The organism is Maribacter stanieri (genome assembly GCF_900112245.1).
Lineage (GTDB): Bacteria > Bacteroidota > Bacteroidia > Flavobacteriales > Flavobacteriaceae > Maribacter > Maribacter stanieri.
In genome coordinates this window covers 268,277-293,317 of the sequence record NZ_FOYX01000001.1, presented here as the reverse complement: position 1 = coordinate 293,317, position 25,041 = coordinate 268,277, and the positions used below count along the sequence as shown (strand labels likewise).

The 25,041-nt window shown below is 34.3% G+C and carries 22 protein-coding genes and 1 pseudogene; 7 read left to right on the top strand and 16 right to left on the bottom strand.

Annotation, left to right across the window (positions count from 1 at the left end; all coding sequences use genetic code 11):
* Positions 1 to 162 precede the first annotated feature (162 nt).
* The 4 genes from BM296_RS01290 to BM296_RS01275 all read right to left on the bottom strand — a co-directional run bounded on the left by BM296_RS01290 (position 163) and on the right by BM296_RS01275 (position 3,306).
* Positions 163 to 1,482, bottom strand: coding sequence for an MptA/MptB family glycosyltransferase (locus BM296_RS01290; protein WP_091902920.1), 1,320 nt, complete (start codon positions 1,480 to 1,482; stop codon positions 163 to 165).
* A gap of 78 nt (positions 1,483 to 1,560) precedes the next feature.
* Positions 1,561 to 2,343, bottom strand: a complete 783-nt coding sequence (speB, locus tag BM296_RS01285; RefSeq protein WP_091900810.1) for an agmatinase — start codon at positions 2,341 to 2,343, stop codon at positions 1,561 to 1,563.
* Positions 2,344 to 2,372: 29 nt separating this feature from the next.
* A complete protein-coding gene (locus tag BM296_RS01280; protein ID WP_091900808.1) occupies positions 2,373 to 2,750 on the bottom strand; it encodes a nuclear transport factor 2 family protein in 378 nt (125 codons plus the stop codon).
* Between the two features lie 10 nt (positions 2,751 to 2,760).
* Complete coding sequence (locus tag BM296_RS01275; RefSeq protein WP_091900807.1) at positions 2,761 to 3,306, bottom strand: hypothetical protein; 546 nt, start codon at positions 3,304 to 3,306, stop codon at positions 2,761 to 2,763.
* A gap of 273 nt (positions 3,307 to 3,579) precedes the next feature.
* Here BM296_RS01275 and BM296_RS01270 point away from each other — a divergent pair, with 273 nt between their 5' ends.
* From BM296_RS01270 to BM296_RS01260, 3 genes are all read left to right on the top strand, one after another.
* Entirely contained in the window at positions 3,580 to 5,382 is a 1,803-nt protein-coding gene (locus tag BM296_RS01270; protein ID WP_091902919.1) for a DUF885 domain-containing protein, read from the top strand.
* 79 nt (positions 5,383 to 5,461) lie between these two features.
* Entirely contained in the window at positions 5,462 to 6,139 is a 678-nt protein-coding gene (locus BM296_RS01265) for a class I SAM-dependent methyltransferase (protein WP_091900805.1), read from the top strand.
* A 64-nt stretch (positions 6,140 to 6,203) separates the two neighbouring features.
* Positions 6,204 to 6,620: a hypothetical protein gene (locus BM296_RS01260; RefSeq protein WP_091900803.1), complete on the top strand. Its 417-nt coding sequence runs from the start codon at positions 6,204 to 6,206 to the stop codon at positions 6,618 to 6,620.
* A gap of 733 nt (positions 6,621 to 7,353) precedes the next feature.
* On the opposite strand, the gene BM296_RS01255 is transcribed toward BM296_RS01260, so the two are convergent.
* From BM296_RS01255 to BM296_RS01210, 9 genes and pseudogenes are all read right to left on the bottom strand, one after another.
* A complete protein-coding gene (locus tag BM296_RS01255) occupies positions 7,354 to 8,076 on the bottom strand; it encodes a tRNA-uridine aminocarboxypropyltransferase (protein WP_262493885.1) in 723 nt (240 codons plus the stop codon).
* A 104-nt stretch (positions 8,077 to 8,180) separates the two neighbouring features.
* A pseudogene (locus BM296_RS19580) lies at positions 8,181 to 8,702 on the bottom strand (DUF2199 domain-containing protein).
* Between the two features lie 50 nt (positions 8,703 to 8,752).
* Positions 8,753 to 9,832: a hypothetical protein gene (locus tag BM296_RS01240; protein ID WP_091900796.1), complete on the bottom strand. Its 1,080-nt coding sequence runs from the start codon at positions 9,830 to 9,832 to the stop codon at positions 8,753 to 8,755.
* A 300-nt stretch (positions 9,833 to 10,132) separates the two neighbouring features.
* On the bottom strand, positions 10,133 to 11,617 hold the full coding sequence (locus BM296_RS01235; RefSeq protein WP_091900794.1) for a cellulose synthase family protein: 1,485 nt from the start codon (positions 11,615 to 11,617) through the stop codon (positions 10,133 to 10,135).
* Position 11,618: 1 nt separating this feature from the next.
* Complete coding sequence (locus BM296_RS01230) at positions 11,619 to 12,308, bottom strand: glycosyltransferase family 2 protein (RefSeq protein WP_091900792.1); 690 nt, start codon at positions 12,306 to 12,308, stop codon at positions 11,619 to 11,621.
* Complete coding sequence (locus tag BM296_RS01225; protein ID WP_245786950.1) at positions 12,308 to 12,799, bottom strand: toxin-antitoxin system YwqK family antitoxin; 492 nt, start codon at positions 12,797 to 12,799, stop codon at positions 12,308 to 12,310. The genes BM296_RS01230 and BM296_RS01225 overlap by 1 nt, the downstream gene beginning before the upstream one ends.
* A gap of 57 nt (positions 12,800 to 12,856) precedes the next feature.
* Positions 12,857 to 15,262, bottom strand: coding sequence for an alpha-L-rhamnosidase-related protein (locus tag BM296_RS01220; RefSeq protein WP_177214907.1), 2,406 nt, complete (start codon positions 15,260 to 15,262; stop codon positions 12,857 to 12,859).
* Between the two features lie 152 nt (positions 15,263 to 15,414).
* The gene (locus tag BM296_RS01215) at positions 15,415 to 16,998 is read right to left on the bottom strand and encodes a 4Fe-4S binding protein (RefSeq protein WP_091900788.1); all 1,584 of its coding nucleotides are present in this window, start codon (positions 16,996 to 16,998) and stop codon (positions 15,415 to 15,417) included.
* A 29-nt stretch (positions 16,999 to 17,027) separates the two neighbouring features.
* Positions 17,028 to 18,374: an NAD(P)/FAD-dependent oxidoreductase gene (locus BM296_RS01210; protein ID WP_091900786.1), complete on the bottom strand. Its 1,347-nt coding sequence runs from the start codon at positions 18,372 to 18,374 to the stop codon at positions 17,028 to 17,030.
* Positions 18,375 to 18,651: 277 nt separating this feature from the next.
* Between BM296_RS01210 and BM296_RS01205 the strand changes: the two genes are divergently transcribed.
* The 4 genes from BM296_RS01205 (at position 18,652) to BM296_RS01190 (ending at position 22,800) form a co-directional block, all read left to right on the top strand.
* Positions 18,652 to 19,368 carry a DUF547 domain-containing protein gene (locus tag BM296_RS01205; protein WP_091900784.1) on the top strand — a complete coding sequence of 239 codons (717 nt, stop codon included), beginning with the start codon at positions 18,652 to 18,654 and terminating at the stop codon, positions 19,366 to 19,368.
* Between the two features lie 27 nt (positions 19,369 to 19,395).
* A complete protein-coding gene (locus tag BM296_RS01200; protein WP_177214906.1) occupies positions 19,396 to 20,271 on the top strand; it encodes a hypothetical protein in 876 nt (291 codons plus the stop codon).
* 162 nt (positions 20,272 to 20,433) lie between these two features.
* Positions 20,434 to 21,699 carry a BamA/TamA family outer membrane protein gene (locus BM296_RS01195; protein ID WP_091900782.1) on the top strand — a complete coding sequence of 422 codons (1,266 nt, stop codon included), beginning with the start codon at positions 20,434 to 20,436 and terminating at the stop codon, positions 21,697 to 21,699.
* A gap of 66 nt (positions 21,700 to 21,765) precedes the next feature.
* Complete coding sequence (locus BM296_RS01190; RefSeq protein ID WP_091900780.1) at positions 21,766 to 22,800, top strand: N-acetylmuramoyl-L-alanine amidase family protein; 1,035 nt, start codon at positions 21,766 to 21,768, stop codon at positions 22,798 to 22,800.
* Between the two features lie 3 nt (positions 22,801 to 22,803).
* On the opposite strand, the gene BM296_RS01185 is transcribed toward BM296_RS01190, so the two are convergent.
* From BM296_RS01185 to BM296_RS01175, 3 genes are read right to left on the bottom strand one after another with little or no spacing between them, the layout of a single operon-like run.
* Positions 22,804 to 23,508 (bottom strand): TIGR04283 family arsenosugar biosynthesis glycosyltransferase, encoded by a 705-nt coding sequence (locus BM296_RS01185; RefSeq protein WP_091900778.1) that lies wholly within the window; start codon positions 23,506 to 23,508, stop codon positions 22,804 to 22,806.
* Between the two features lie 43 nt (positions 23,509 to 23,551).
* The gene (locus BM296_RS01180) at positions 23,552 to 24,367 is read right to left on the bottom strand and encodes a purine-nucleoside phosphorylase (protein ID WP_027065992.1); all 816 of its coding nucleotides are present in this window, start codon (positions 24,365 to 24,367) and stop codon (positions 23,552 to 23,554) included.
* Positions 24,364 to 25,041 carry a TIGR04282 family arsenosugar biosynthesis glycosyltransferase gene (locus BM296_RS01175; protein WP_177214905.1) on the bottom strand — a complete coding sequence of 226 codons (678 nt, stop codon included), beginning with the start codon at positions 25,039 to 25,041 and terminating at the stop codon, positions 24,364 to 24,366. The genes BM296_RS01180 and BM296_RS01175 overlap by 4 nt, the downstream gene beginning before the upstream one ends.

Sequence of the window (25,041 nt, the reverse complement as noted above, 5' to 3'; positions counted from 1 at the left end):
ATATCTTACCCTTACGGGCGACGACGGCGAGATGTGAACGGACGCGCAAGAGCAACTGGGCTCACGGTACTATATAGAAAGTAGTTTTTTTCGTTCATTACAGGGTAAATGTACAAATTATATTTATTTGACATCACTCATCGTATAATTTTTACAAAAACTTCACTTTTTGTTATTATGTGCAACAATTTCATAAATAATGAAGCCGTACACTGAAATATACTCAATGGCAAGAAGCCAGAGGTTTTCTTTGAAATCTGCCTGAGAATAAGCCAAGTAGCTTAATACAATAGCGGCAGACCAAATGATAGCATATCTATACGTTGTAAAAATAGAAAGTAACACCAGAAAAATGGCATACCACGGGTGTACCGTAGTAGACATAAAGTAATAGATGGTCAAAACCCACATCATAGACCAAAGCACTCTGTTTAAGTCATATCTTTTTGGTAAAAATGTAAATAGACCTACGGTGGCTATGGTAAGTAACGGAGTAATTTTGCCATATTCTTTAATGAACTCCCACGGCTTTGCATCAAAATGTATGGCAGTTTTTTTAGCGATATTATAGATGCTAGCATTGAATTCAAAATTTGAGAACCATAGCTTCAGAGTTTTAGAATAGTTGTCTATAAACTCTGGGGTATTAAATGGTAGAAAAAGAACGATTGAAGTGATACCAATGATCATATAGAAAATGATACTTTTTTTCCATCCTAGGTACTTAAAGAAAAGTGGTAAAAATAATAGGGGTACTAGTTTTATTGAAATAGAACAAGCCATAACTATACCTGCAGTTTTCCATTTATCTATTGATAATAAAAACATAGCTAGAATAAAGAAAAACAGCATAACACCTTCAAAATGAAGATTGCCGGTAAGCTCTACAATTACAAGCGGATTTAAAAAATACCAGAATATTAAATGCGGAGATCTGTTCAGATTTTTTAGCAGCTTTCTGCCAAAATAGAATATACCAATATCGGCAAGTATAATAATTGCCCGTAGGGTCAGCAGTGACGCAAAAATACTCTTACCACCTACAAATGCTGCAATTGCAAAAATAAGCTGGTTCAAAGGTGGGTAATTGCTATAGTGGCGTGCACTTAAACTGCCCATACCTTCATAAAGTATATTGGCATTTGGTATCATAGATACCATGTTTGTCATTAACTGATCTGGGGTGTGCAAATAGGGGTTGGCACCACTAGAAACCAAATGTCCGTCCCAAATAAAACGATAAAAATCTTGAGATAAATTAGGTTCTATACAAAGAAAAATAAGTCTAAAAATCACTCCTATGCCCAGTAGAAATCTAAAGTTCAATTTCTCGAACTGTATAAGTTTAAAACAGAAAAAGAAAAGCGCAACAAAGAGCGTAAGCAGCTTTATGAAATCTGTTCTCTGTAAGTGATATGCAAAGGTGTAATAGAATACAAAACTCAATACCGCTAAGATTAAGGAAACCTTATGGAGTTTCATAAAATTTTTAAAAGAAAACGGCATTAGGAGTTTGGGTTTAGTAAAAGGTCAATTTAATGGTTTTTATTGAAATATGTTTTAACGTTCCATCATTTTACCAATAAGTTCTTTCATCATTTTTGCAGCCAAATATGCGGTCATGTCATGAAAATCTCGATCAGGATTATATTCGACAATATCAGCACCCACCACTTCGGTATCAATGCTATGAATTAAATCTAAAACTTGGCGCGATGAGAGTCCGCCGGGCTCATGATGAGAAACTCCTGGTGCAAAGGCAGGGTCAAAACCGTCCATGTCTAAAGTTATATACAACGGATTCTCAAATTTCGGAATGTTATTTAGGTCAAGGTTTCGCATTTCATGAACGTCTACATTGTACTTTTTTGCTTGTGCAGCCTGATGCGGATTCAAAGTTCTAATACCTACTTGAACCAATTTTACGGCAAATCCATTTTCCATAATTCTTGCAAAAGGGCATGCGTGAGAATACGGGTCGCCTTCATAGTCATGGTACAGATCTGCATGGGCATCAATATGTAGAATGTCTAGTTTTGGGTAATGCTCATGAAACGCTTTTATTATTGGGAAGGTAACCGAATGATCACCGCCTAATGAAAGTAGTTTAACGCCTGATTCAATATTTTTTCTGGTAATGTCTGTAATATCAAAATACTCATTTATGGTAAAATCACCTTTATCGGTTATGGCATCATTTTCAATTGACACCCCGAATTCAGTACATAGATTCATTGAATCGCTGTACAATGCTTTTCTAATTAAGTTAGGAGCTTTCGCAGGACCTTGTTGAAACGATGATTTGGCATCCCAATTAAGACCTTGAATATTAATATTTTTCATAAAGTTGAGTTCTTTTGTCCGTTGCGGTATTAGTACATTGTATTTGGGTTCTTAGATTTTTCGGGTATTTGTTGAATAGAATCCCAATGTTCACAAATATTACCGTTGGTATCAAATCTAAAAAAATCCATGGTAATGTATTGGTCATTTCCTGGCCATATTTGGTGCGTATGTAATGCCACTAAATCACCTTCGGCAATACAACGTACAAATTCAATAGACTTTTCTGGGTATTCTGTCTTCATGCGTTCAAAATAATCAATGAAACCTTGTGTGCCGTTAGCTACATCTGGGTTATGTTGAATATATTTATTACCCACATATTTCTCTATAGCCAGTTTTGGTTGCCCTAAATAAGCTGTTTTGTAGAATGCGATGGCATTTTCTTTATTTTTCTGCAAGTCCATAATTTGAAATTTAGTCCTTAAGGATTTCAGTGATTGGAAGTTTTAATCTTTTATATTCATTAGGCAGGTCAGCAAAAGCTTCATTAGTAAAGCTAAATGTACTGCCTCCGTCAAAAGTCCAATAATTACCTTCTAATTTACCGTTTTCGCTAGAGGTATTTTCTCTTGGAACATTATTAATTGAATATTGATTTTTCTCTTTGTTATACCAAATACCCAAAGCGCGCAAATCATTTTCGTCAGTGTAGTTGAAAGAAATGAGTGGTGCTATAGTTCCTTCATTATTTTCAATAGTCACATCTTTATTGGTAAAATTTTCTAACTCTTTAGCCCATGACAGTTTATTTTCTTTCCATTTTGCTAATTGTTCCCATTGTGCTAGGGTCAGTGCGGTATCTTTTTCTGTTTGTATAATGGTAAAAAGATGTTCTTGTACAATCTCAATTTTATGGTCTTCTGGATAAATAGTTACGGTGTTTTTGTCTGCCGCAATTTTGCTCTCTTCAATACCAAAGAATGAAGCTAATAGAAAGAAAATGATTTTAATTTGTTCCATTGATAAGACTATAGGGTTAAGAATTTTAAGCATTAATATTTATCTTAAGTTAGTGAATAAATATTTTTATGGTTTAATGCGGATATTCTTGTGATTAGTTTAAATAAGTCTAGAAAAATAGTTTAATTCTTTGATGTGATAAAGCCTTAAGTGTTGAATATAAAAAGAGGAGTGTATATAATCAAAATCAGTATCTTTAAATCTTCCCCACCTGCTATTCAGAATAATAACGAGAAGCAGAATTATAACAAACTAAATCCAAATTCAATTATCATGAAAAGAATTATTTCTACGAGCATTGCAACAAGCTTTTCCATAGCTTTTCTGCTACTTTCTTCTTGTAAAGAAGAACCAAAGGTTGAGGTAGACCAAACGGTAGCCTTGAATAAATGGTTCGACGATAAATATGAAGAGCAGTTACAAATGAGTCCGTTAGCGTTGACCGCTCAGGGCAGAAAAGATCAGTATGACAAAATTGATGATTTAAGCAAAGCTGCAGAGAAAAAGGAACTGGAATGGTATACTAAGACTACCAATGAACTAAAAGAAAAATTTGACTATGACAGTTTAAATGATGCTGACAAAACGTCTTACGATTTATGGGTTTACCAATATGAAACATTAAAAGAAGGTGCCACTTTTGAGAACTTAGATTACGTTTTTGATCAAATGCGTGGTATGCATACGCGTTTACCAAGTTATTTAATCAATTTTCATAAGGTAGATAGTCTTTCTGATATGAACGCTTATATCTCTAGGGTTAAAGAGGTCTCAAGAGGAATTGATCAATTGGTTGAGCGAGCAAAAGAACAAGCCACAGCAGGAAATTTACCTCCAAAATTTGCATTTACCACGGTTATTGCTCAAACAAAATCATTGAAAGATGGTACACCATTGCTGATTGATATGAACGGTAAAATTGATGCGCTTTTAGCATCAGAAGAAATTACGGCAGAAGAGGCTACTTCACTAAAAGAAGAATCGGTAAAGGTTCTTGATGAGTATTTTTCACCATCATATGATAAATTGTTGGCTTGGTTAGAAAGTGAGGTTGATAATGCGGAAGAAACACCAACGGGCGTAAGTCGTCATGAGCATGGTAAAGATTTTTATAATTATCGTTTAAAAGTTTTTACTACCACAGATTTAACAGCAGACGAAATTCATGAAATAGGGCTTGCTGAGGTAGCAAGGATAAAGGGAGAGATGATGGCGATTAAAGAAAAAGTTGGTTTTGATGGCGATTTAAATTCTTTTTTCAAATTTGTAAATACAGACTCGCAATTCTTTTTCCCAAATACAGACGAAGGTAGACAGGGGTATTTAGATGAGTCCACAAAATATTTAGATGATTTAACGAAGAAGTTACCAGACTACTTTGGTATTTTGCCAAAAGCTAAGTTGCAGGTAAAAAGGGTTGAGGCTTTTCGTGAACAAGATGGTGCGCCACAGCACTATTCTGCAGGTACACCCGACGGTTCTAGAAAAGGTACCTATTATGTGCATTTATCAGAAATGAACGCTATGCCTAAATCTACTATGGAGGGTGTTGCGTATCATGAAGGTAACCCAGGGCACCATATGCAGATTTCTATAGCACAAGAATTAGAATCTGTACCTAAGTTTAGAACTCAGGCTGGTTTTAGTGTCTATAGTGAAGGTTGGGGATTATACTCAGAAGCATTGGCAAAAGAAATGGGCGGTTACCAGAATCCATATTATGATTTCGGTCGCTTGGTAAATGAAATTTGGAGAGCAATACGTTTGGTGGTAGACACAGGGATACATGCAAAAGGATGGACAGAAGCAGATGCTGTAAAATATTTTACAGAGAATTCATCAATTTCTCAAGGTGCTATTGTTGCAGAAGTTCAGCGGTATATGGTAATGCCAGGGCAGGCGACTTCTTATAAAATTGGGATGCTTAAAATTCAAGAATTGCGTAAAATGGCAGAAACCGAGTTAGGTGATAAATTTGATATCAAAGGATTTCACGATACTATTCTTGGCGGAGGTGCTTTGCCTTTAGAATTGTTAGAACGTAGAGTAAAGACTTGGATAGCAACTCAGAAATAATTAGAATTCATCTATTTTAAAGTATATTAACAAGCCATAAACGAAAGTTTATGGCTTGTTTTTTTTAATATAGAGTACGGTGAATAAAAAAGAAAATAAAGCGAAACGAAATAAAAAACCATGGCCTACGAAAGATGCCATGCAACAGGTCTATGAAAAGAACCTGTGGGGTAGCAGTACTTCAGATTTTTACTCTGGTGATGGATCACATCGTTCAGAAATTGTAGCGCCTTATGTAGAAGCTCTGGTCAAATTCTTAAATGCGTTTGAAAGTCCGGTTTCGGTGTGCGATTTAGGGTGCGGAGATTTTAACGTTGGCAAGGAGTTGGTGATGTATACTGAGAACTACATTGCCGTTGATATTGTACCTGAGCTAATTGAGCGAAACAAGCAGGCGTTTGAATTGGGAAATCTAGAATTTCAATGTTTAGATATTGCCGTAGATGAGTTGCCAATTGCAGATTGTGCTATTGTTCGTCAAGTGCTGCAACATATATCAAATGCAGAGGTGAAAAAAGTTATAGATAAGTTATATGATTATAAATATCTAATAGTTACGGAACATGTGCCTGAAGGTGATTTTGTGCCCAATATCGATATTATATCGGGACAAGGAACCCGATTAAAAAAAAAGAGTGGAATTGATCTTTTAGTTGCACCTTTTAATTTAAAAATAGTTAAAGAAAAACAATTATTGAAGGTAAGGGATGGAAAGGGAGTTATTATAACTACGATGTATAAGATTGACCAATCCTGATAAATATCATATTATAAATTAGCGTTGTTATCTAGCTTTGGTGGTATCATAAAAACAAACGTAGATGAACAAGGTAGAGATTAATCAAGGAGAGATTAAAGTGAAATTCAATGAGCCAACTTCTGGTAAAGTATCTTTTGAAGAATTAGGAATTTCTAGTGAAGTCGCAGAGTTAGAAAGCGGATTGCTTCGTTTAGTTTTTGATCTTGAGGGAATTGGTGAGCATGATTATTATCAAGTACCTACTATTGAGGTGTTTTACGAAGAAAAAATGTCTGAAACCCATTGGATATGTGAGTTCAACGGAAAAACAATTTTAGATAAATTAGACCATCATGGTCATTCTACCATATTATTATTAAACAGAAATGTGTTAAGCGAATTAGAGCAACATCATGAAAATGTGTTAATAGTTCACGCAGAATTTCCAGAAGCTGCAAAGTTAAATCTTAAGGAATCTTCTGTGCATTTATTCAAATAGAATACAGTATAAAATTTTAAAAAGAGAGGATAGCTAGTGGTTTGCTTGATTTCAGGTGGTATTTTAAATCAAACTAACCAAATAGATTGTTGTTTAGGTCACAAGTCTTTTTTGCTATCCTTTTTTTACTTACAATTTTCATTTATCAATTTTTCTACTTCATTGCCGTACTGTTTGGTGTATTTCAACTCAATCGCTTTTTTTAATTCAACGCCTTTCTTAAGGTTGCGCATGGTTGCATATACCTTGTAGTTGTTTTTTGTAAATAAGACGACACTTTGATAATCAATCCATATTAATACCCGAATTCATAGGTTCTTTTACCTATTCTAATGGTGTTAAACTATTGTAAATCTTATAGATACTTTTCTACGCCTTTAACTCTAGGTGTAAATTTACTTATGTCATCATCAGAATCATCAATATATTTAACAAGAGAACTTGCTACATAATAAATTATCTTTTGCATATTTCTAACTTTAAATTAATGTTGAATTATAATGGCAATTTGTATGCTTTTTAATCACACGATACAGTAAATAGAAGCCTAAGTATGCTAAAGCAATTGATGTAGATATTATTAAATTGATTTATTATTTACCAGCTCCACTTCAAAAAGATCAAGTCATTATCCCCAATATTCTTTTTCTGTGGTAGTAAAACCAAATTTCCAAAAAAAAACTTATAAGCCAATTGCGAAGTAGTAACTATGATTTTACTTGCATTTTCAAACTTACTCTAGTTCAAAAATTATATTTCTTTCCGTACTTTTCTTATACATGTCCTTAGTTATTATGGTCTTTTTTGCAGTTGAAGAATAGTTTTTGCTATTTGGGTTTAGCAAATATTCTAGTTGATGTTCAATCATTTTTTCAAAAGGAATAAGAAAATCCTTTGTCTCGCATTGTTCTAAATCACCTTCCTTAAGTAAATTTAAGACCGTATAAACAGATTCAATAGTACTAAGGCAGAGAGAATTTGGTTGCTGTTTAATGATGAATTTTGATTTTATTTTATTATCGAAACTCACTCTTTTTAAGTTCTGCAAGTTCTTACTAAGTTTAAGCATTTTACGGGCGCAGGGCCATGTACCATCTAGAATGAAAATGTGTGGGTTAGTACCTATAAATGAATCTATTTCTGAACTTTCTCTTATAGACAAGTTGAAATTATCTTTTCCTGGATAAAGTAAAAAAGAATTTTTCTCTCTAGTCAGTATTTCATTTACACGATTATTATTGGTGAAATCTACACCCACTATAATTTCTGAATTTTTAAGTTGAAGCTTAGTCATATGTCCCGTTCCATTTTTTTCTTTTTTGTACTCTTTAGGGTGCATAAGAATAATAAAACGTGCCTTTGTTTTAAAAGGACTAATGTGTTTGCAAATGCATGTGCTTGAAGGTCTCATGCATTTATAACATTTAATTCTTGAATTTTTAATTTCTGTTTGCAAGCTGTATATCTCTTTATTTTTCTAATTAGTCTTGGCGAACTTTTCAATCGTCACCGAAGTATGAAAAAAACAAAACTCCGTATTCATTATAGCTTTCTTAATGATTATTTTTTCCCGTGTACATAGTATTCATACATCTTAATTACTTGTTCAGAAGTAATACCTTCAGATTGTATTAAAGCTAGCGGGTGTTCTGTTGGTTCAAGTTCTATATAAGGTCTGATTCCATCATTTCTTAAATGAATTATGGATTTGATATTTTCTGTGTCTGTATAAAAAGGCCAGACCCAAGAAGAAAACCATCCAAACATTGGTTCGTTATCTCAACGTTTTTTCACGTCATATAAAGATTCAAATTTCTCAAAATTTTCTTTACTTAATGAAACCCAGGCTCCAAAGCTAAAAACTTCTTCATTTCCAATTAATGGTATCTCTAAGCATCCTCTAACAAAAAAATGTACATCATCAATTACACAGGTATCAGAAGTTAAAAAGGTTCTTTTTTTAATTTCTTCATCAGGAATTGAGAAATAGTAATTTGGAGCATTGCTACCTAAATTAGGAACTCCCCTGTGAATTTCATCACAACAAGAACATGTAAAATTAAAAGTACTAATATCTGACATCTAGTTATATTGAGTTTAACGTTTAGTGTAAAATGCGTTTTAATGCATTTTTACACATTGTTGTGCTTAGTTTTTCTTAATTCAAAATTGTGGTATAAGTCAATGATTATTTCGCCATTCGTCAAATCTAACCAGTCGTCTACAGCCGTGATGAAATGTCTTATTATAGATATAAATGTGGTTAGGTTATTGTCATCTAACTCATAAAAGGTTGTTAGTTTTTCAATTCTTGGCTTATAGATAAAATCTCCAAAATCACTAATAACTCCCTTTTCTTTGTCAATCTTTTTCAATAGGATAAAACGATTTGGCAAGTCATCATTTTGTCCAGTTTGAGAAGGGGGAATAATTTTGTAATTCGTGTCTACAGAATCAAGTTCTTTAAACCATGTATCTTCATTTCGAGGGGAGTTTAAAGCATCAAATCTTCCTACCCAACTTACCAATTCAATAATTGGTCTTGCCATTTCTCTATTTTGATGAACTGAAGAGATTGCACTATCGGCAATTTCTCTTAATTTCTTTTCTTGAACTTGAAGGTTTTTAAAAATCTGAAATCCAATTGGTTTCTGAGATTTTATTGTTTCCTCAATTTCTTTGTCAGTCAAGTTCGAAACGCGTTGTAGCATTTCAGGAGCTGATTTTCCTTCGTAACCAAATAACAATTTCCCTAAATGCCCAGCAATTGTTAATATTTCGGTATCAACTTTCTGTTTTATATAGTCATCTACTTTGTCAAATAGTCCTCCATTTTCATGAAGTTTTATGATTGAATCGGAAAGAATTTGAACAACCGAATTTCTAACTTCTGATTTATTTAATCCATCCAAACTGTATTGAATAGGTCTTCTTTGTCTCAAATCAAAAGGCAATTCTTCAATGCTTCCATAATCAGTATTGTAGAAGCAGAAGACTCTTTCCCATCCTAACACTCTTGCCGCATATCCCAATTCGACTAGAACATTGGGGTTAGGACACTTTCTACCAGTACTTTCAGAGTTTATGATTGATATATCAGCTATAAAAATTTTTGATCGATCAATCTTCTTAAAAATAGATTCCAAGATATTAGGCGTACCAATTTCTGATTTTGTATCTCGATCAATATTAAACTCTAGTTGGAATGGCATGTCCTTATCAACCTGTTTAATTACTTTTTTTAAACAAGATTCGATAAAACCTCTGTTTGAATTGCTAGGGAGGTCAGACTGCCATGAATAAAATATTGTTCTTTTCAATTTATAGTTTTCTCAAATTATGCACAACAATTGTATAAGGTAACAAGTTACTTTATACGCTATTTAAGACGAATAAGATCACTAGTAATTTTATTCCTGTTTTATGTGTAAGTTAAACAAATGAGAAGAATTAAAGTAAAAAAAGGGACAGCCAAATGGCTATCCCTTTTTAATATCTTATTTAAAGCTGTTTTAAGCTCTTGAGGTCAATGATTTAAAAAATACAAACCCAAAGCCTAAGAACAACATAAAGTGAAACGGAAACAACCCGAAATCATTCAATGGTATAGCGCTGTACATACCAAACATAAAGTAAATCATTAGAGCAAATTCTAAAATCATGTTAGGCGATAATTTTTTAGCTAAATACTTATTGCCTTTCCAGCTTTGTTTTATGGTACTGATGTTGAATTTAGGCGTACGTACAAATTCACTTCTTTTACCCATATGACCTTCAATAACCGCAATGGTATTGTGCAAAGAAAAGCCTAAGGCTACAGAGAAGAACGTAAAGAAAATACGTATGTAATCTACAAAGTTGTTAAAGCCGCTACCTTGTATACTCTTATACGTAAACCAATAGCAAACGAATAATATGATTGTACTTACGGTAAATAAGCTTAATAGAGAGAATACCCAGTCTAAATGACCGTAAGTGTTCTTGATATAAAGTGATGGGATACTTAATAATGCAACTAAGAAAACACATAAGAACATTGAACTGTTCAGTAAATGCATTACACCGTGAAACTTGGTTTTAAAAGGTATGTTTTTAGCTGTAACAACGCTCCAAACTGTTTTTCTAAAGTTCTCTGCACCACCTTTGTTCCAACGAAATTGTTGAGAACGTGCGGCACTAATTACAACCGGAAGTTCTGCAGGAGTTTCAACATCTTCTAAATACTTGAATTTCCAATCTTTTAATTGTGCACGGTAGCTAAGGTCAAGATCTTCTGTAAGTGTATCGCCTTCCCAGTTACCAGCGTCTATAATACATTCTTTACGCCAAATACCTGCTGTACCGTTAAAGTTGATAAAATGTCCTTTGCTGTTACGCCCAACTTGTTCTAAAGTAAAATGCGCATCTAAGGCAAATGCCTGTATTTTTGTTAATGTAGAGTAGTCCCTGTTCAAATGTCCCCAACGGGTTTGTACCACACCAATTTCTTCATCTTTAAAATAAATGACCGTTTTCTTCAACCAATCTGAGGCCGGTAAGAAATCGGCATCAAAAATAGCGATGAATTCACCCTTTGCTACTTTAAGTCCTTCTTTTAAAGCTCCTGCTTTAAAACCAGATCTATCAGTTCTTGTAATGTGCTGAATATCTAAACCGGTCTCTTGTAGTTTTGCAACGCTAGCGGCGGTAGTAATTACGGTATCATCTGTAGAATCATCTAATACCTGAATCTCTAGCTTACTTTTTGGGTATTCTATTTTGGCAATATTTTCCAATAATCTATCCATCACATACTCCTCGTTAAAAACTGGAAGCTGAATAGTTACGAATGGAATTTCTTTTGGATCTAGTAGATTAAATTTAGGCGCGGTAGTGTTCTCTCTTTTTTGTGATAAATAATTGATCAATAGATTCAGCTGCGCCAAGCTATAAAAGAAAATTAATAGTAAAGAGATACTATAAATTACGATGATAAGATACGCAAGAGCTAATGCCATATTATTTTATACTGTATTTGAAGATCCACCCCAATATTTTTATGCCCGCAAATATACTACCTTTTACGGTTCCTGACACTTTTGATATGCCAATTCTTCGTTTGTAACGTACTGGTACTTCGGTATATGTCATTTTTTTCTTAAGAACTTTCAATTGCATTTCAACCGTCCATCCATAAGTTTTGTCTTCCATGTTCAATTCTTTGAGCTTTTCGTATTTAATTGCCCTAAAAGGACCTAAATCCGTAAATTTTGCACCAAAAAATAAACTCATTAAAAATGTTGCCAACCAGTTACCAAATACTTGTTGTGGGGTCATGGAACCTTCTTCTCGCAAGCTTTTTGTTCTAGCACCTACCACAAAATCCATATTATTTTCCAAAATAGGAGCAACTATCTTGTCCAGTTCCTCGGGATAATCTGAATAGTCCCCATCAATAAATACGATAATGTCTGGTTGTTTAGATTTCGCGGCAATGTAATCTAGTCCTTTAAGACAGGCGTACCCATAACCTTTTCTAGTTTCGCTAAGCACAGTGGCACCTGCTTTTTCTGCATTTTTTACAGTGTCGTCTGTAGAATTATTATTCACCACAATAACCTCAGAAACCGTTTTTGGTATTTCATTGATGACATGGGCAATGGAATCTGCTTCGTTAAAAGCTGGTATAATTACTTTAATGTCTGTCATTATTTTAAATCAGATAAACTATTTTCATGGGTAAAAGCACGAAAAGATTTCCATTCTTTTATTTTTTCACCCTTGCTATATTTCTCGGCAGATATCAATTTAGCGTCTTCGTATTTTAAACAGTAACCATCTTTAATGCCTTTTGTCAATTGACATTTATGGTTTATACGACCTTTTTTGTCATAGAACAACCACCAGCCTATTTCTTCATGTTCAGCGAATCTGCCTTCTTTTGTTCTAATGCGGTTTTCATCGTAAAAGAACCAATATTTTTCTCTTTTGCCATAAGCGAAAAACCCCTGTTCAGACTTATGACCGTTTTTATGATAGAAAGTCCAATAATCTGTTTTCGTATTATATCGCATCCATCCTTCGCTAGCCAAAGAGCCGTCATCATAATAGGTGCGTTCGTAACGTTTGTCTTCAGGATTTATAAAAGCTAACAATCCAAAACAAATAAGTACGGCGTATACTGGTTTTAATAGTTTCATATCTAATTATTTCAGGTTAAGAGCTTCATCATCGTTTAAACACCAGAAATCAATATATTATTTTGAGCCCTTAAGTTTATAGGTTTTATTTCCTTTGCTGAGCGCAATTTCAGTTCCCTGCCATACTAATGTGCCAGTCATTGTCTCGGGAATCTTTATTTCTGCGGTTAGCTTATTCTTAGTTCTTTTCAGGTTGAATATTATATTCCCGTTCGCTGTAGGCAGTATGCCTTCCATAGCATGTAATTTGCCAAATACAGGGGCAATACGCACCTCGCCAAAGTTATTTTTTACAGATTGGATACCTGCTAAGTAATTAAAATAGAAATATGCAGGTGACGCACTCCATGGGTGAACCTCTGATCGTGTTGGTTTTTCTGCACTTTCAAAACGTTCTAGGGTTGTGGTCATGTTGTCATCAATCATTTTCTCCCACGGTTTTTGTACAGCATCGAACAACTCTGGAGCATCTACTTTTTTAATTGCCTCAAAAAGATAAAAGCGATAGTAATAGGTAGCTTGTAATAAATCTTCTTCATTTAAGATTTTATCTAAAAGTGCTCTTTGCTCATTCTCAGGAATAGCATCTGTCAATATGGCCATGATATTGGTGTGCTGGTCATATATGGTCTTGTCCGGTCTTTCGGCAAAAAGATTTCGTTCGGTATCGTAACACAGATTGTAAACTGATTTTTTTATTTCCTCAGCACGATTTTTAAATGTTACCGAAGTTTGTTCCTCTCCAACTTCTTGAAATAGGCGAGATGCATTCTGTAAAGCACGCACATAGTGTAAACTTACTACTGCAGAGTTGAGACCGTCATTTTTTGTTGCCGTACCACTACCGTTATTTGGTCCTGTATACCAATCTACAAAATAGCGGTAGGGGGTTTTGTTGACCAAGTTTAGCTCGTTCATGTTTTTTTCAAAACCAGCCAAAGTATTTACGATTCCGTCTTTATAAGTGTGAATAAATTCTTTATTGCTAGAGGTGTTGTAATAGTCGGCGATCATATCTACCCAAACTAGGGAGTAAGTAGGATAAATAAATGTAGAACGAAGCGGATAGGCACCTAAGATATTACCTTCAGAATCTCTAGAATGATCAAATTGTCTAATGGCATTTTTAGTATGCTCGGCATTACCGCTCATAGCTTGCCAAATTAACCCCTGTATTTTAGTGTCGCCAACATACTGCATGGTCTCGTAATAAGCATCACTTAAAAAGTAATCTTGTGTACATATATCAATAGTACGTTTACATATATCAAAAATCTCATTGTATGTTTCATCATCTGATGTAAATTCTGCAATGGAAGGAATGGTAGTTCTTGATCTATGGTTTACAAATTTCTGTAAAACAAGTTCTTGGTCTTTCGTTTCAATTTCAAATTCAATGAACCTGAAAGTACGCATCCAGTTTGGAATAAATTTCTGCGCATCTTCTCCGTTAGAAATGATTTCATCGTAGTAGCCTAAAAGCTGTTTGTTTTCTAAATCATTACGATCCCCCTTTTCATTATTGGGACCAAAAAGATTCTCGGCATATTTGATGCTGATTTTAGCCGATTTTCCTTTACGGAAGATTAATTCTGGGAATCCGTTGGTAACATATTGTTGATCCAAAAGAAAGGTAGTTTTAGAGTTTGGAGCAATTTTTAACTCGCCCAATACCGGAAATTCTGTAGCAATAGGTTTAGATGATCTTACAATACTTCCTATTCTTTCCTCATCCCAAGAAAGTAACGGCAGATTACGTGGCTCTAGCAAATAGGCAATTGATCCGCCCATACTACTGGCATTTTCAAAAAACTCAACTTTTTTCCAATCAGAATCATCAAAATTTAATGTTTCCCAATGAGTAGGGTAGTTGTTCATGTCTACAATATCGGTAGGGTTGTTGGCATAAAATCCGCCAACAATAGCTTTTTCTTTATCTCCGCGCCACACCACTTCATTCGCTTTATAAGACTTATCAATGGTGCTTATCCAAGTATCGTTGAATCCGGTTGTATTAATAATTTTGGCATTTTCAGAAACGCCATTTACCATTAAACTGGTAAAAATGGACTGCATACCTAAAAACCTTCTTTTACCAAAATTAATCACCTTAACCGCAATAACATTTTTCCCTTGGTTCAGGTAATCTTTAAGGTTTAAGGTTTCGTATTTGTAGTGCTGAATATCGCTCAATTGAGGTCCGTGAGTAATAAATTGACCATTTACATATAAAAAGTAATGATTGTCAGCAGAAATATTAATGATGAAATCTTCTCTTAAATCATCAACATTAAATGTATTGCGAAACAATACGGCAACATCTTCACCACCTTTAATATCTGGGTGGCTTACCCAAGCGGCGCGTATGTTTTCTTTACCATAAACAACCTCAGGATAATTAACTTCCTTCTGTGCTTGAACATGCAGGGAAACTATAAAGATGAAAATAAATAAGCGATTCATTAATGTTATAAGTTGGTGTTGATAGGATGTAAAGGTCATGAAAGATTGGCAAAAACCAGCCTTCCATGAACTTTTTCCTGATATATAATTTAGGCTAACATGACAAAAAAGATCCTTTTGCTGCTATATATAGTGCCGTTTATAAATAAATTCTATTTGTTATTTACTAGGTCCATTAAATCAACATCATTACCTAGTAAGACATCTTTAGAATTGATACGTCCTTTTTCAGGTCCGTTTTCTAATTTTAAAACTCCTCTTGGGCAAACCGCAGAACAAATACCACAGCCCACACAACTAGAACGTACAATATTTTCTCCTTTTTGAGCATATGCACGTACATCTATACCCATTTCACAATAGGTAGAACAGTTACCACAAGAAATACATTGACCACCATTGGTAGTAATTCTAAATTTAGAGAACATACGTTGCTGAAAACCTAAAACTGCAGCCATTGGGCAGCCAAATCTACACCATACCCTATTACCTAAAATTGGGTAAAATCCGGTTCCAATAACACCAGAGAAAATACTGCCTATTAAAAAGCTGTAGGTAGAACGCAAAGTCTCTGCTTTAAAAATGAATATGTTACCTGAGTCACTAAAAAAGTGCATTCCTATTAGTACAACGATAATGGTAAAGTAGCCTATAGCCCCATATTTGGCATCTTTTGCTAGTTCTTCTCTTTTATAAATCATTACCCAAGCGAAAACCGCGGTTAGAATAAATGCTACTCCAGAAATAAATACCGTTTTTGTAAGCCAGTATTTACTAGTATCATTACCTAAATAAGAATAAATTACAGCAGTAGTCATTAAGGTTACGAATACCACAACACTATGTACCACCCAACGTTCTACTTTCCAGGCAAATTTAGATTTGTCGCTTAACTGGCGAAAAGAATCTCCTGCAGTTTCAGCCAATCCGCCACAACCACATACCCAAGAACAATACCAACGTTTACCGTATTTATATGTTAGAAATGGTGAGATTACAAAGATGGATATGATACCGAAGAACAACATTGTCATACCAACACTACCAGAATCTATAAAGCCATTGATACGGTAACGCTCAAAATTGTAATAGTTTAAAGGCCACATGTTCTTAAGGTCATAATACGGTAGGTCTCCATTTAATCTTGCCATAATTTCTGGAATAAAGAAGGCAAAGGCAGTTTGAAAAAACATAACACTTACCGTTCTCAATTGCTCATATTTATTATGACGATATTTCCATATGAATTTAACTCCAAAAGCTAAAATAGCTACGGTGTACATGGTACCATATACAAACCATTGGCTGGCAGGGTTACCGCTTAAACCTTTACTCAATGGATCAAAAAGTGCAATTAAGCCAGTGTTATCACCGTCTTTTACCAAGCCTAAATACTCAGGGTAGAAATATAATACAATGTAAAACCCGGTTAACGCAATACCTGCCATCCAAGCTAGTACACCACGGCTAGATATTGATTTAAACCAAACTCCATCATTTTTAATCCCTTTTTGCTTATGTGCATATGCAGCTTGAGAAAACCAAATTATACCGGTGAAAATTGCAAGAATAGCAACCGAAAGCCATAATGCTGTATTGCCTAAGTTTAAATTGAACAATTGTAATATAAGAATGCCCATACCGGTCATTCCCATTAAAACAGCCAATTTCTGGCCTGTGTTTAGTGCTTTTGGCGGCTCTCCCGCAAGTGACATACTTCTGTCAAAATTACCCATAGTAGGTGTTGTTTGTGTTTGTTATTTAGTTAGGCGATACTGAAGATACGTTTCCAGCTTTTTTTCTTAGGACTGATATTCTTATTGAAATCAGCATTGTATTTGGCTACAATTTCTTCTTCGTAGAGTTTATAGAACTCAGGGTCAAAATTAGCATCTCTTAAATATGTCATTACATGATCAATGTCTCTATTCTCTGTTAACCATTGGTCAAATATTTCATGTCGCATGCGAATGCCAAAAGTATTTAGTCCTAAGAACTGATGACTGTCTTTATCAAATGCAACTGTAATACATATCTTTTCAGAAAGGTGGCGCCAATGAAAATGTTGTTCATTATCTTTTTTGCTACGTTCGCTAAATACCCATCCGTAGGTTTGGTATTCAACATCTAAAAATTTAGCGGAGTTAAACCAATGTCCTGGTGTATATTTTCTGGGTTTGTCACATAAGGTTTGCGCAAGAGCTTCGCCCATCATTCTACCCGTATACCAAACCGCTTCAATAGGCCTTCTACTACCAATACCTTCATGTTGTTCTGCACAATCCCCTATGGCAAACACATCTTTTACGTTGGTCTCTAAAAATCGATTGACCTTAACACCTCTGCCCAATTCAATACCAGAATCTTTAAGGAAATCTATGTTTGGAGTTACGCCGGCTGTTAAGCCGACCACGTTGCATTCAATAGTTTCGCCTTTATCGGTTACAACCGCTTTTGCACGCCCATTATCATCAGAAATAATTTTCTCAAGATTGGTGTCTAATTGTAAATCGATATGATGTTCTAGAATATGCTCATTGATCATAGCAGATTCCCCAGCAGGTAGAACCCCGTTCCAAAAACTCTTTTCGCGAACAAGAAAGGTTACTGGTATTTCGCGAGAACGTAGCATTTCTGCCATTTCAATACCAATTAGTCCGCCACCTACTATAACAGCACGATTGCAGACCTTATTGTTAGGTGCATTTTTCTCTAACAGTTCTAGATCTTGCTTAGAATACAGACCTTGTACGCCATTTAAGTCTTGCCCTGGCCAGCCAAATTTATTTGGTTTAGAACCTGTAGCGATAACTAGTTTATCATATGAAATAGAGGAGCCATCTTTTAAAACAAGCTTTTTAGCGTCAGTCTCTACTTTTTCTACAAAACCGTTAACTAAATCTATTCTGTTTTTCTTCCAGAACCAGTTCTCATAAGGTTGTGTGTGTTCAAACTTCATGTGCCCCATATAAACATACATTAATGCGGTACGTGAGAAAAAATAGTCGCTTTCAGCAGAAATTATAGTTATTTTTTTGTCTGATAGTTTTCGAATATGTCTCGCTAAAGTGACGCCAGAAATACCATTACCAATAATTACAATATGATCCATAAAATACATTTGTTGATGGGTGTGTCGGTATTAAAGGTAATAACTTAACAGCTCCCTTTTTATTTAGAAAGATTATAAACTTGTTATGATTCTGTGATACTTTTAAACGTAGTTTGCGTTTTAATCGACTTAAAACGGATTCGTAATACACAGAAAATCAGGTAATAGTTGGTTGAAAATTTATAAAGAATATTAATAATAATTTTTTTTGATTGTATGGTTTTCATAACAACACCGACCTATACAAACTCAAAAGCGATATTAAATTTCAAATACTATGAAAAGAATTTTTATACAGACATTGTTTTTATTTCTAACGGTAACCAGTATATCCGCACAAGATTTAGACGAGTTTTTTAATAGTGCCGATAGTTTTTTTGAAACTAACGTTATGGATGGTAAAGTGAAGTATGCTGATATCAAAAATAATCCAAAAACGTTGAATGCTATTTTAGAATCTGCAAAAGGCATTTCTGTATCAGAAACTGATGCCAGTACATACAAAGCCTTTTGGATCAATGCATATAACCTACTTGTAATTGATGGTATCGTAAAAAATTATCCATTAAAATCTCCCTTAGATGTTGCTGGTTTTTTTGATAAAAAAAAGCATGAAATAGGAGGTAAGTCCTTAACCTTAAACGGAATAGAAAATGATTTGCTGAGAGCAAAATTCCCAACAGAAGCAAGGTTTCATTTTGTATTGGTATGCGCAGGTTTAGGATGTCCACCAATAATAAACACTGCTTACACACCTAAAACATTAGAAAATCAGTTGCAAAAGCAGACCGTAATGGCATTGAACAATCCTACTTTTATAAAAGTAAATAAGAATAAAGCTCAGATTTCACAATTGTTTGAGTGGTACAAAAGCGATTTTGAACAAAAAGGAAGTACGGTAGATTTTATCAATAAGTATAGAAAAGTGAAGTTGCCAGAAAACGCAAAACTTTCTTATTACCCGTATGACTGGTCTTTGAACGAAGCTAAATAATCAACTAAGAATTTTAAAAACCTAAAAATGAATATTTTAACTAGAAATGTATTTCTTGCAGTGGCTTTTTGTGCCTTATTTAAGGGGTATAGCCAAGATAGTTTGCAACAGAAAAGCAATATACAGCAGTATACGCCATCTAAATTGGTGGGCAAAGGTCAGTATGATGTTAAGTGGTTTAATAATTTATATACACAAACCGAAAGCACATTTACAGAAGGTAAAGAGCCAAGGCAAACTTTTTTTACTTCTACATTAGAAGGGTATACAGGTGTTGGTAAAAATAATAGATGGAATGTAGGTGCCATTTTAGAATTCAGATCAAACGTGGTAGGTGATAGAGATGCTTTAGATGTCTTTAAATTTGATGGGGATAATAATACAGCTAGATCGGGGCTAACATCGATAGCTCCATCGGTAAAATTTGTACCTATTGCTTCAGTCAGTAATTTTTCTATTCAAAGTTCATTTTTTATTCCGTTAGTAGATAACGAATCTGAAAACGGAGTCTTTTTGGATCAAAAAGGGTATATCTGGCAAAACAGATTCTTTTATGACTATACATTTCCAGGAGATAAATGGCAGCTTTTTAGTGAGCTTAACTCAGAATTAAGTTTTGGAGATAAAGAAGAGAGTTTTGCAAACAACAGTTTAAATCTTAGCCCGGGTTTATTTCTTAGCTATTTTCCAACTAATAAATTTACCGTTTTGGCATTGGCACAGCATTCTCAACGTCTAGATTTAGGTAATAATTTTACGCAAGATTTCACAGCTTTGGGCGGTGGTGCAAAATATCAGCTTACAGATGCCTTAAACCTAGAAGTACTTTATACCAATTTTGTTCGTGGTAATAATACTGGTCTTGGGCAAACTTTTAATTTAGGATTAAGAGGTATTTTTTAATAGAATTTGAGTGTTCCTTAAAAGAGCTTTGGTTGTGTAGTGCAACCAAGCTCTTTTTTGGTTTTAATAGTTTGCGGATTTTAAATGAAAATTGACGGAGCACTAATTTTGTTCTATATTGAAAATCTATATAACGAATAATATAATATGAGCATTCTATAAATGAACGTAAAATTTCTACCGTTATTAATTCTATTATTCGCGTATTTATCAGCAAATGGGCAAGGTATAAGGGTTGAAACATTAGAGATTCTAGGTGCAAATAATACAAAAATATCATTTTTAAATAATCTGGTGGAAGCTAGGGAAGGTATGCTATTAGATACCTTATTAATGGAAAGAGATGTTCAACGTCTTAAAAGGTTACCTGCTATATCTCATGCTTTTTATCGGGTAAATTTATTGAATGAAAATAGCTGTGAGATACAATATATTATTGAAGAGAATTTTACTTTAATTCCGTTTGCTAATCTCTTCAGCTCATCGAACGATGATTTTGCTTTTAGAATTGGACTTCAAGAGTTTAATTTTCTTGGACGTAATATTACGTTAGGTGCATTTTATCAATACGATAACTATAGTTCTTACGGGGTAAGTGTTAGAGCTCCTTACCTATTGTCCAATAAGTTTGGGCTAGCATTGAACTATAATAACTTTACTACACTAGAGCCTGTTTTTTTTCAGGATAATACTGCTGATTATAAGTATAGTAATACAGGGGTTGAGCTGTTGGGGTTGTATGAGCTAAATTTTGAAAACCGTTTAGAGCTAGGTTTTAGTTTTTTTACTGAAGACTATACTTATATTTCCGGAGCAACAAATGACGCGGTTCCTTTAGCTTTAAATGTAGATAAACATTTATTCAAATTCATTTATGATTATAATAGGTTGAATTACTTCTATCATTATTTAGACGGTTTTAGAAGCCAGCTTAATTTACAATATGTGGGTAGTACAGATGAAAACTTGCCAGAATTTTTAATTGGGTTTAATGATTTTACTTATTTCAAAAGAATTGGAGATAGAGGCAATTGGGCAAACAGGTTACGTTTAGGTTTGGCAAGTAATGTAGATAGTCCGTTTGCACCATTTACCGTAGATAATAATTTAAATATACGCGGTGTAGGAAATACTATTGATAGAGGTACAGGTATGATTGTTTTGAATACCGAATACCGACAAACCTTAATTGACAAAAATAAGTTTGTACTGCAAGGAAACGTATTTATAGATGGAGGTACATGGAGAAATCCCGCAGGCGGATTTGATGATTTGCTAAAGAGTGAGAATCTTAGAATTTACCCGGGTGTAGGACTCCGATTTATGCACAAGCGAATTTTCAATGCCATTTTTAGGATAGATTACGGCTACGGAATCACAAAAGACGGAGACAACGGAATTGTCTTTGGTATTGGTCAATATTTTTAGCAATCTTTGTACTTCACTAGATAGTCATAAATAAACTATGGCATAGACCTTGCGGTTAATAATAGCATGAAACACAACAGTTTTACAATTTTGTTTTTATTGTTTTTGAGCGTCTTTTGCGTTGCGCAAGATTCGTTGAAAACGGTAGTGGCAGAACCCGGTGACGGAATTTTGTCTCTATTGAGAAAGCATGGCGTTAATCCATATGATGTTTATGATGAATTTGTAACCTTGAATAATCACGATTTACGTGATAGTGTACATTTAATAGCAGGCAAAATTTATGTAATTCCGCATGTGAAATTAGATACCGTTGCCATTGTAGATTCTTTACAACAACAAGCAAAGGAAATTAAAAAATTAGAGAGTGTTGCTTATGATATTTTTGGAGATAAGCATAAGAACGTAATATCTAAAAGTGAACGTTTAAAAGGTAATATTTACTATTTGGTAAGCGGTCACGGAGGTCCTGATCCTGGTGCAATGGGTGTATATGCGGGTAAGGCAATTGCTGAAGATGAATATGCTTATGATATTACCCTGCGGTTGGCAAAGGAATTAATGGCTCATGGTGCAAAGGTTTATATTATTATACAAGATGAAAATGACGGAATTAGGGATGATTTTGTTTTAGAAATAGACCATGATGAGGTTGCTTACCCAGATAAAACAATTCCTTTAAACCAAGTAGCACGCCTAAAACAACGTGTAGAGATAGTAAATAATCTGTATAAATCTAACAAGGGCAAGTATCAAAGACTAATTGTTACCCACGTAGATAGTAGAAGTGAAGGTCAGAATATAGATGTCTTCTTTTACCATCATGAGCATAGTAAGAACGGTAAAAAGCTGGCGGAGAGTATTCATAAAACCTTTGAAGCAAAGTACAAGAAATACCAGCCAAATAGAAGTTATGCAGGTACTTTTGAAGATAGAACATCTCTTTATTTAGTAAAGAAAACACACCCTGCCATGACTTTTATTGAAATTGGAAATATTAGAAATGCCAAGGATCAAGTAAGAATTGTAGACCCTGATAATCGTCAAGCACTTGCTAAATGGATTAGTGAAGGTATTTTGCTTGATTTTGAAGAAAAGTAAAGGTTATGTTGCAATGTGTTTTAAATAATACTGATGCAGCTCTGTTGGTTTTGCACCTAAGTAATATTTTAGATGAATCATTCCGAAATGCCATTGTAATCTAACCATTCCGCATTCTTCATAGCGTCTGGCAGATGTTGTAACGGCAGATGAAATAATTTTAAAAGATCTTAATTTACATACCCGTTGAATAAATTCATTGTCTTCATAAATGACAAAATTTTCATTGAAACCGTTAATATGATGAAACAGTTTGTGAGTAATAAAAAGTGATTGATCACCACCACGACAAACTTGATGGTTAATTCGGGTGCACCACGCAAAGAATTTTAGAAAACGACTATTACTATTAAAACGCATTTGAAAACAGCCTACTTCAAAACCGCTTTCAATTTCATTTAAAATAGCTTGGTCAAAATCTTTAGGAGGTAAGGAGTCTACATGTAGAAAGTAAAGAATATCACCAGTAGCTCTGTTTGCACCAATATTCATTTGGGTTGCACGTCCTTTTTTGCTCTTAATTACAGATGCACCAAATTCTTGAGCATTTTTAATAGTAAGGTCTGTGCTGCCACCATCTACTACAAGTATTTCTTTAATACGGTCTGTACTCGCATTAGTAGAAATAGAGAAAAGTACATCTTTGATGTACTTTTCTTCATTCAACACCGGAATAATAATACTTATAGTTGGCTGCTTAGCATTCATAACTCAATGTTTGCTTTTTATGGTAGCCAATTGATAGAATTCCTTACAATTGTTTGATCAATTCTTGAAATAACTTTACCATTTTAGGTTCGGTTTTTTCGGCAATTGCGATAATTTCACTGATATCGACCGGTTTAAGATTGTCTGGGTCGCATTCATCGGTTAAAACAGAAACTGCAACAATAGGTAGCGATAAATGATTGGCAACAATAACCTCTGGCACCGTACTCATACCAACAGCATCTGCGCCTATTAATTTAATCATTCTATATTCTGCCTTAGTCTCTAACTGTGGTCCAACTACAGAAGCATATACACCAGTTTTTAATGAAATGTTATGCTCTTTAGCAATGGACATTAACTTGTTGCGCATATCTAGGTCGTAAGGTTCTGACATGTCTGCAAAACGCTCACCAAATTCACTAACACCTTTAAATGCCAAGGGTGAACCTCCTTGTAGATTAATATGATCTTCAATTAACATCATGTCACCTTTTTTAAAATCAAGGTTTACGGCACCAGCAGCATTAGATATAAACAGTTTAGAAATACCTAACATGTGCATAACGCGAATAGGGTATGTAATATCTAAAAAGTCGTACCCTTCATATAAATGAAAACGGCCTTGCATCACTACAACTTTTTTACCACTAATTGTTCCATATACTAATTTTCCAGTATGGAACTCTACAGTTGCTAAAGGAAAAAATGGAATATGATTGTAATGTGCTTCAATAGGATCTTCAACACTATTTACTAATTTCCCTAATCCGGTACCTAATACAATCCCAATTTCTGGTTGATCAAAACCTTTGTTTTTAAGGTATGCTACAGATTCTAAAAGTTCTTCTTTCATCATAACTTTATATGTTTTAAAAAGGGCTCAAAGGCTTTAATATCCTTTATGTCCTCGTAATAATCTACATCGTTTTTTGTTTCTAATAGGGCAGTATTTTCATTTTCGAGATCAGCTAACGTATCCTTTAAAACGGTTTCTGTTCCCCATGTTTTGTTTTTGAAAAGTGCAGGCATAAACTTCTTCATGCCAAGTAAATAATAACCACCATCTTCAGCAGGGCCAACTACAAAATCATTTTTTTCTAAAGATTTAAAAGCATTTTCTAAATCTTCTTGAGAAAGGTCTAGCATGTCGCTGCCAATGATAATGATTTTTTGATATTCGTTTTGAAAACCTTCTTGAAAGGCATTTGCCATACGAATACCTAAATCTTCGCCTACTTGTATTTTTTTACCGAATTTTTGATTGTCCCAAATATCATTTTCCCAAATTTCTTCAGAATAATACACTTCTTTTTCGGCATATAAATTTTTGGTAATCGCTACGGTATGGTCTAATAAAAATTTATATATGTCTAATGCTGCTTCATCTCCAACAGTAGCAGCCAAACGCCTTTTTCCCTTTCCAAGTTCAGGATTTCGGGTGAAAATAAGTAATAAATTATTTGAGTTTGCGAGTGTAAAATCTATGACCTTGTCGTCTCGCTCCGCTTTGTTATTCTGTAATATTCCCAA

Coding starts and splice junctions, on each gene's coding strand:
- BM296_RS01290 (WP_091902920.1), bottom strand. CDS start 1,482: ATGAAACTCCATAAGGTTTCCTTAATCTTAGCGGTATTGAGTTTTGTA.
- speB (WP_091900810.1), bottom strand. CDS start 2,343: ATGAAAAATATTAATATTCAAGGTCTTAATTGGGATGCCAAATCATCG.
- BM296_RS01280 (WP_091900808.1), bottom strand. CDS start 2,750: ATGGACTTGCAGAAAAATAAAGAAAATGCCATCGCATTCTACAAAACA.
- BM296_RS01275 (WP_091900807.1), bottom strand. CDS start 3,306: ATGGAACAAATTAAAATCATTTTCTTTCTATTAGCTTCATTCTTTGGT.
- BM296_RS01270 (WP_091902919.1), top strand. CDS start 3,580: ATGAAAAGAATTATTTCTACGAGCATTGCAACAAGCTTTTCCATAGCT.
- BM296_RS01260 (WP_091900803.1), top strand. CDS start 6,204: ATGAACAAGGTAGAGATTAATCAAGGAGAGATTAAAGTGAAATTCAAT.
- BM296_RS01240 (WP_091900796.1), bottom strand. CDS start 9,832: ATGCCATTCCAACTAGAGTTTAATATTGATCGAGATACAAAATCAGAA.
- BM296_RS01235 (WP_091900794.1), bottom strand. CDS start 11,617: ATGGCATTAGCTCTTGCGTATCTTATCATCGTAATTTATAGTATCTCT.
- BM296_RS01230 (WP_091900792.1), bottom strand. CDS start 12,308: ATGACAGACATTAAAGTAATTATACCAGCTTTTAACGAAGCAGATTCC.
- BM296_RS01225 (WP_245786950.1), bottom strand. CDS start 12,799: ATGAAACTATTAAAACCAGTATACGCCGTACTTATTTGTTTTGGATTG.
- BM296_RS01220 (WP_177214907.1), bottom strand. CDS start 15,262: ATGAATCGCTTATTTATTTTCATCTTTATAGTTTCCCTGCATGTTCAA.
- BM296_RS01215 (WP_091900788.1), bottom strand. CDS start 16,998: ATGGGTAATTTTGACAGAAGTATGTCACTTGCGGGAGAGCCGCCAAAA.
- BM296_RS01210 (WP_091900786.1), bottom strand. CDS start 18,374: ATGGATCATATTGTAATTATTGGTAATGGTATTTCTGGCGTCACTTTA.
- BM296_RS01205 (WP_091900784.1), top strand. CDS start 18,652: ATGAAAAGAATTTTTATACAGACATTGTTTTTATTTCTAACGGTAACC.
- BM296_RS01200 (WP_177214906.1), top strand. CDS start 19,396: ATGAATATTTTAACTAGAAATGTATTTCTTGCAGTGGCTTTTTGTGCC.
- BM296_RS01195 (WP_091900782.1), top strand. CDS start 20,434: ATGAACGTAAAATTTCTACCGTTATTAATTCTATTATTCGCGTATTTA.
- BM296_RS01190 (WP_091900780.1), top strand. CDS start 21,766: ATGAAACACAACAGTTTTACAATTTTGTTTTTATTGTTTTTGAGCGTC.
- BM296_RS01185 (WP_091900778.1), bottom strand. CDS start 23,508: ATGAATGCTAAGCAGCCAACTATAAGTATTATTATTCCGGTGTTGAAT.
- BM296_RS01180 (WP_027065992.1), bottom strand. CDS start 24,367: ATGATGAAAGAAGAACTTTTAGAATCTGTAGCATACCTTAAAAACAAA.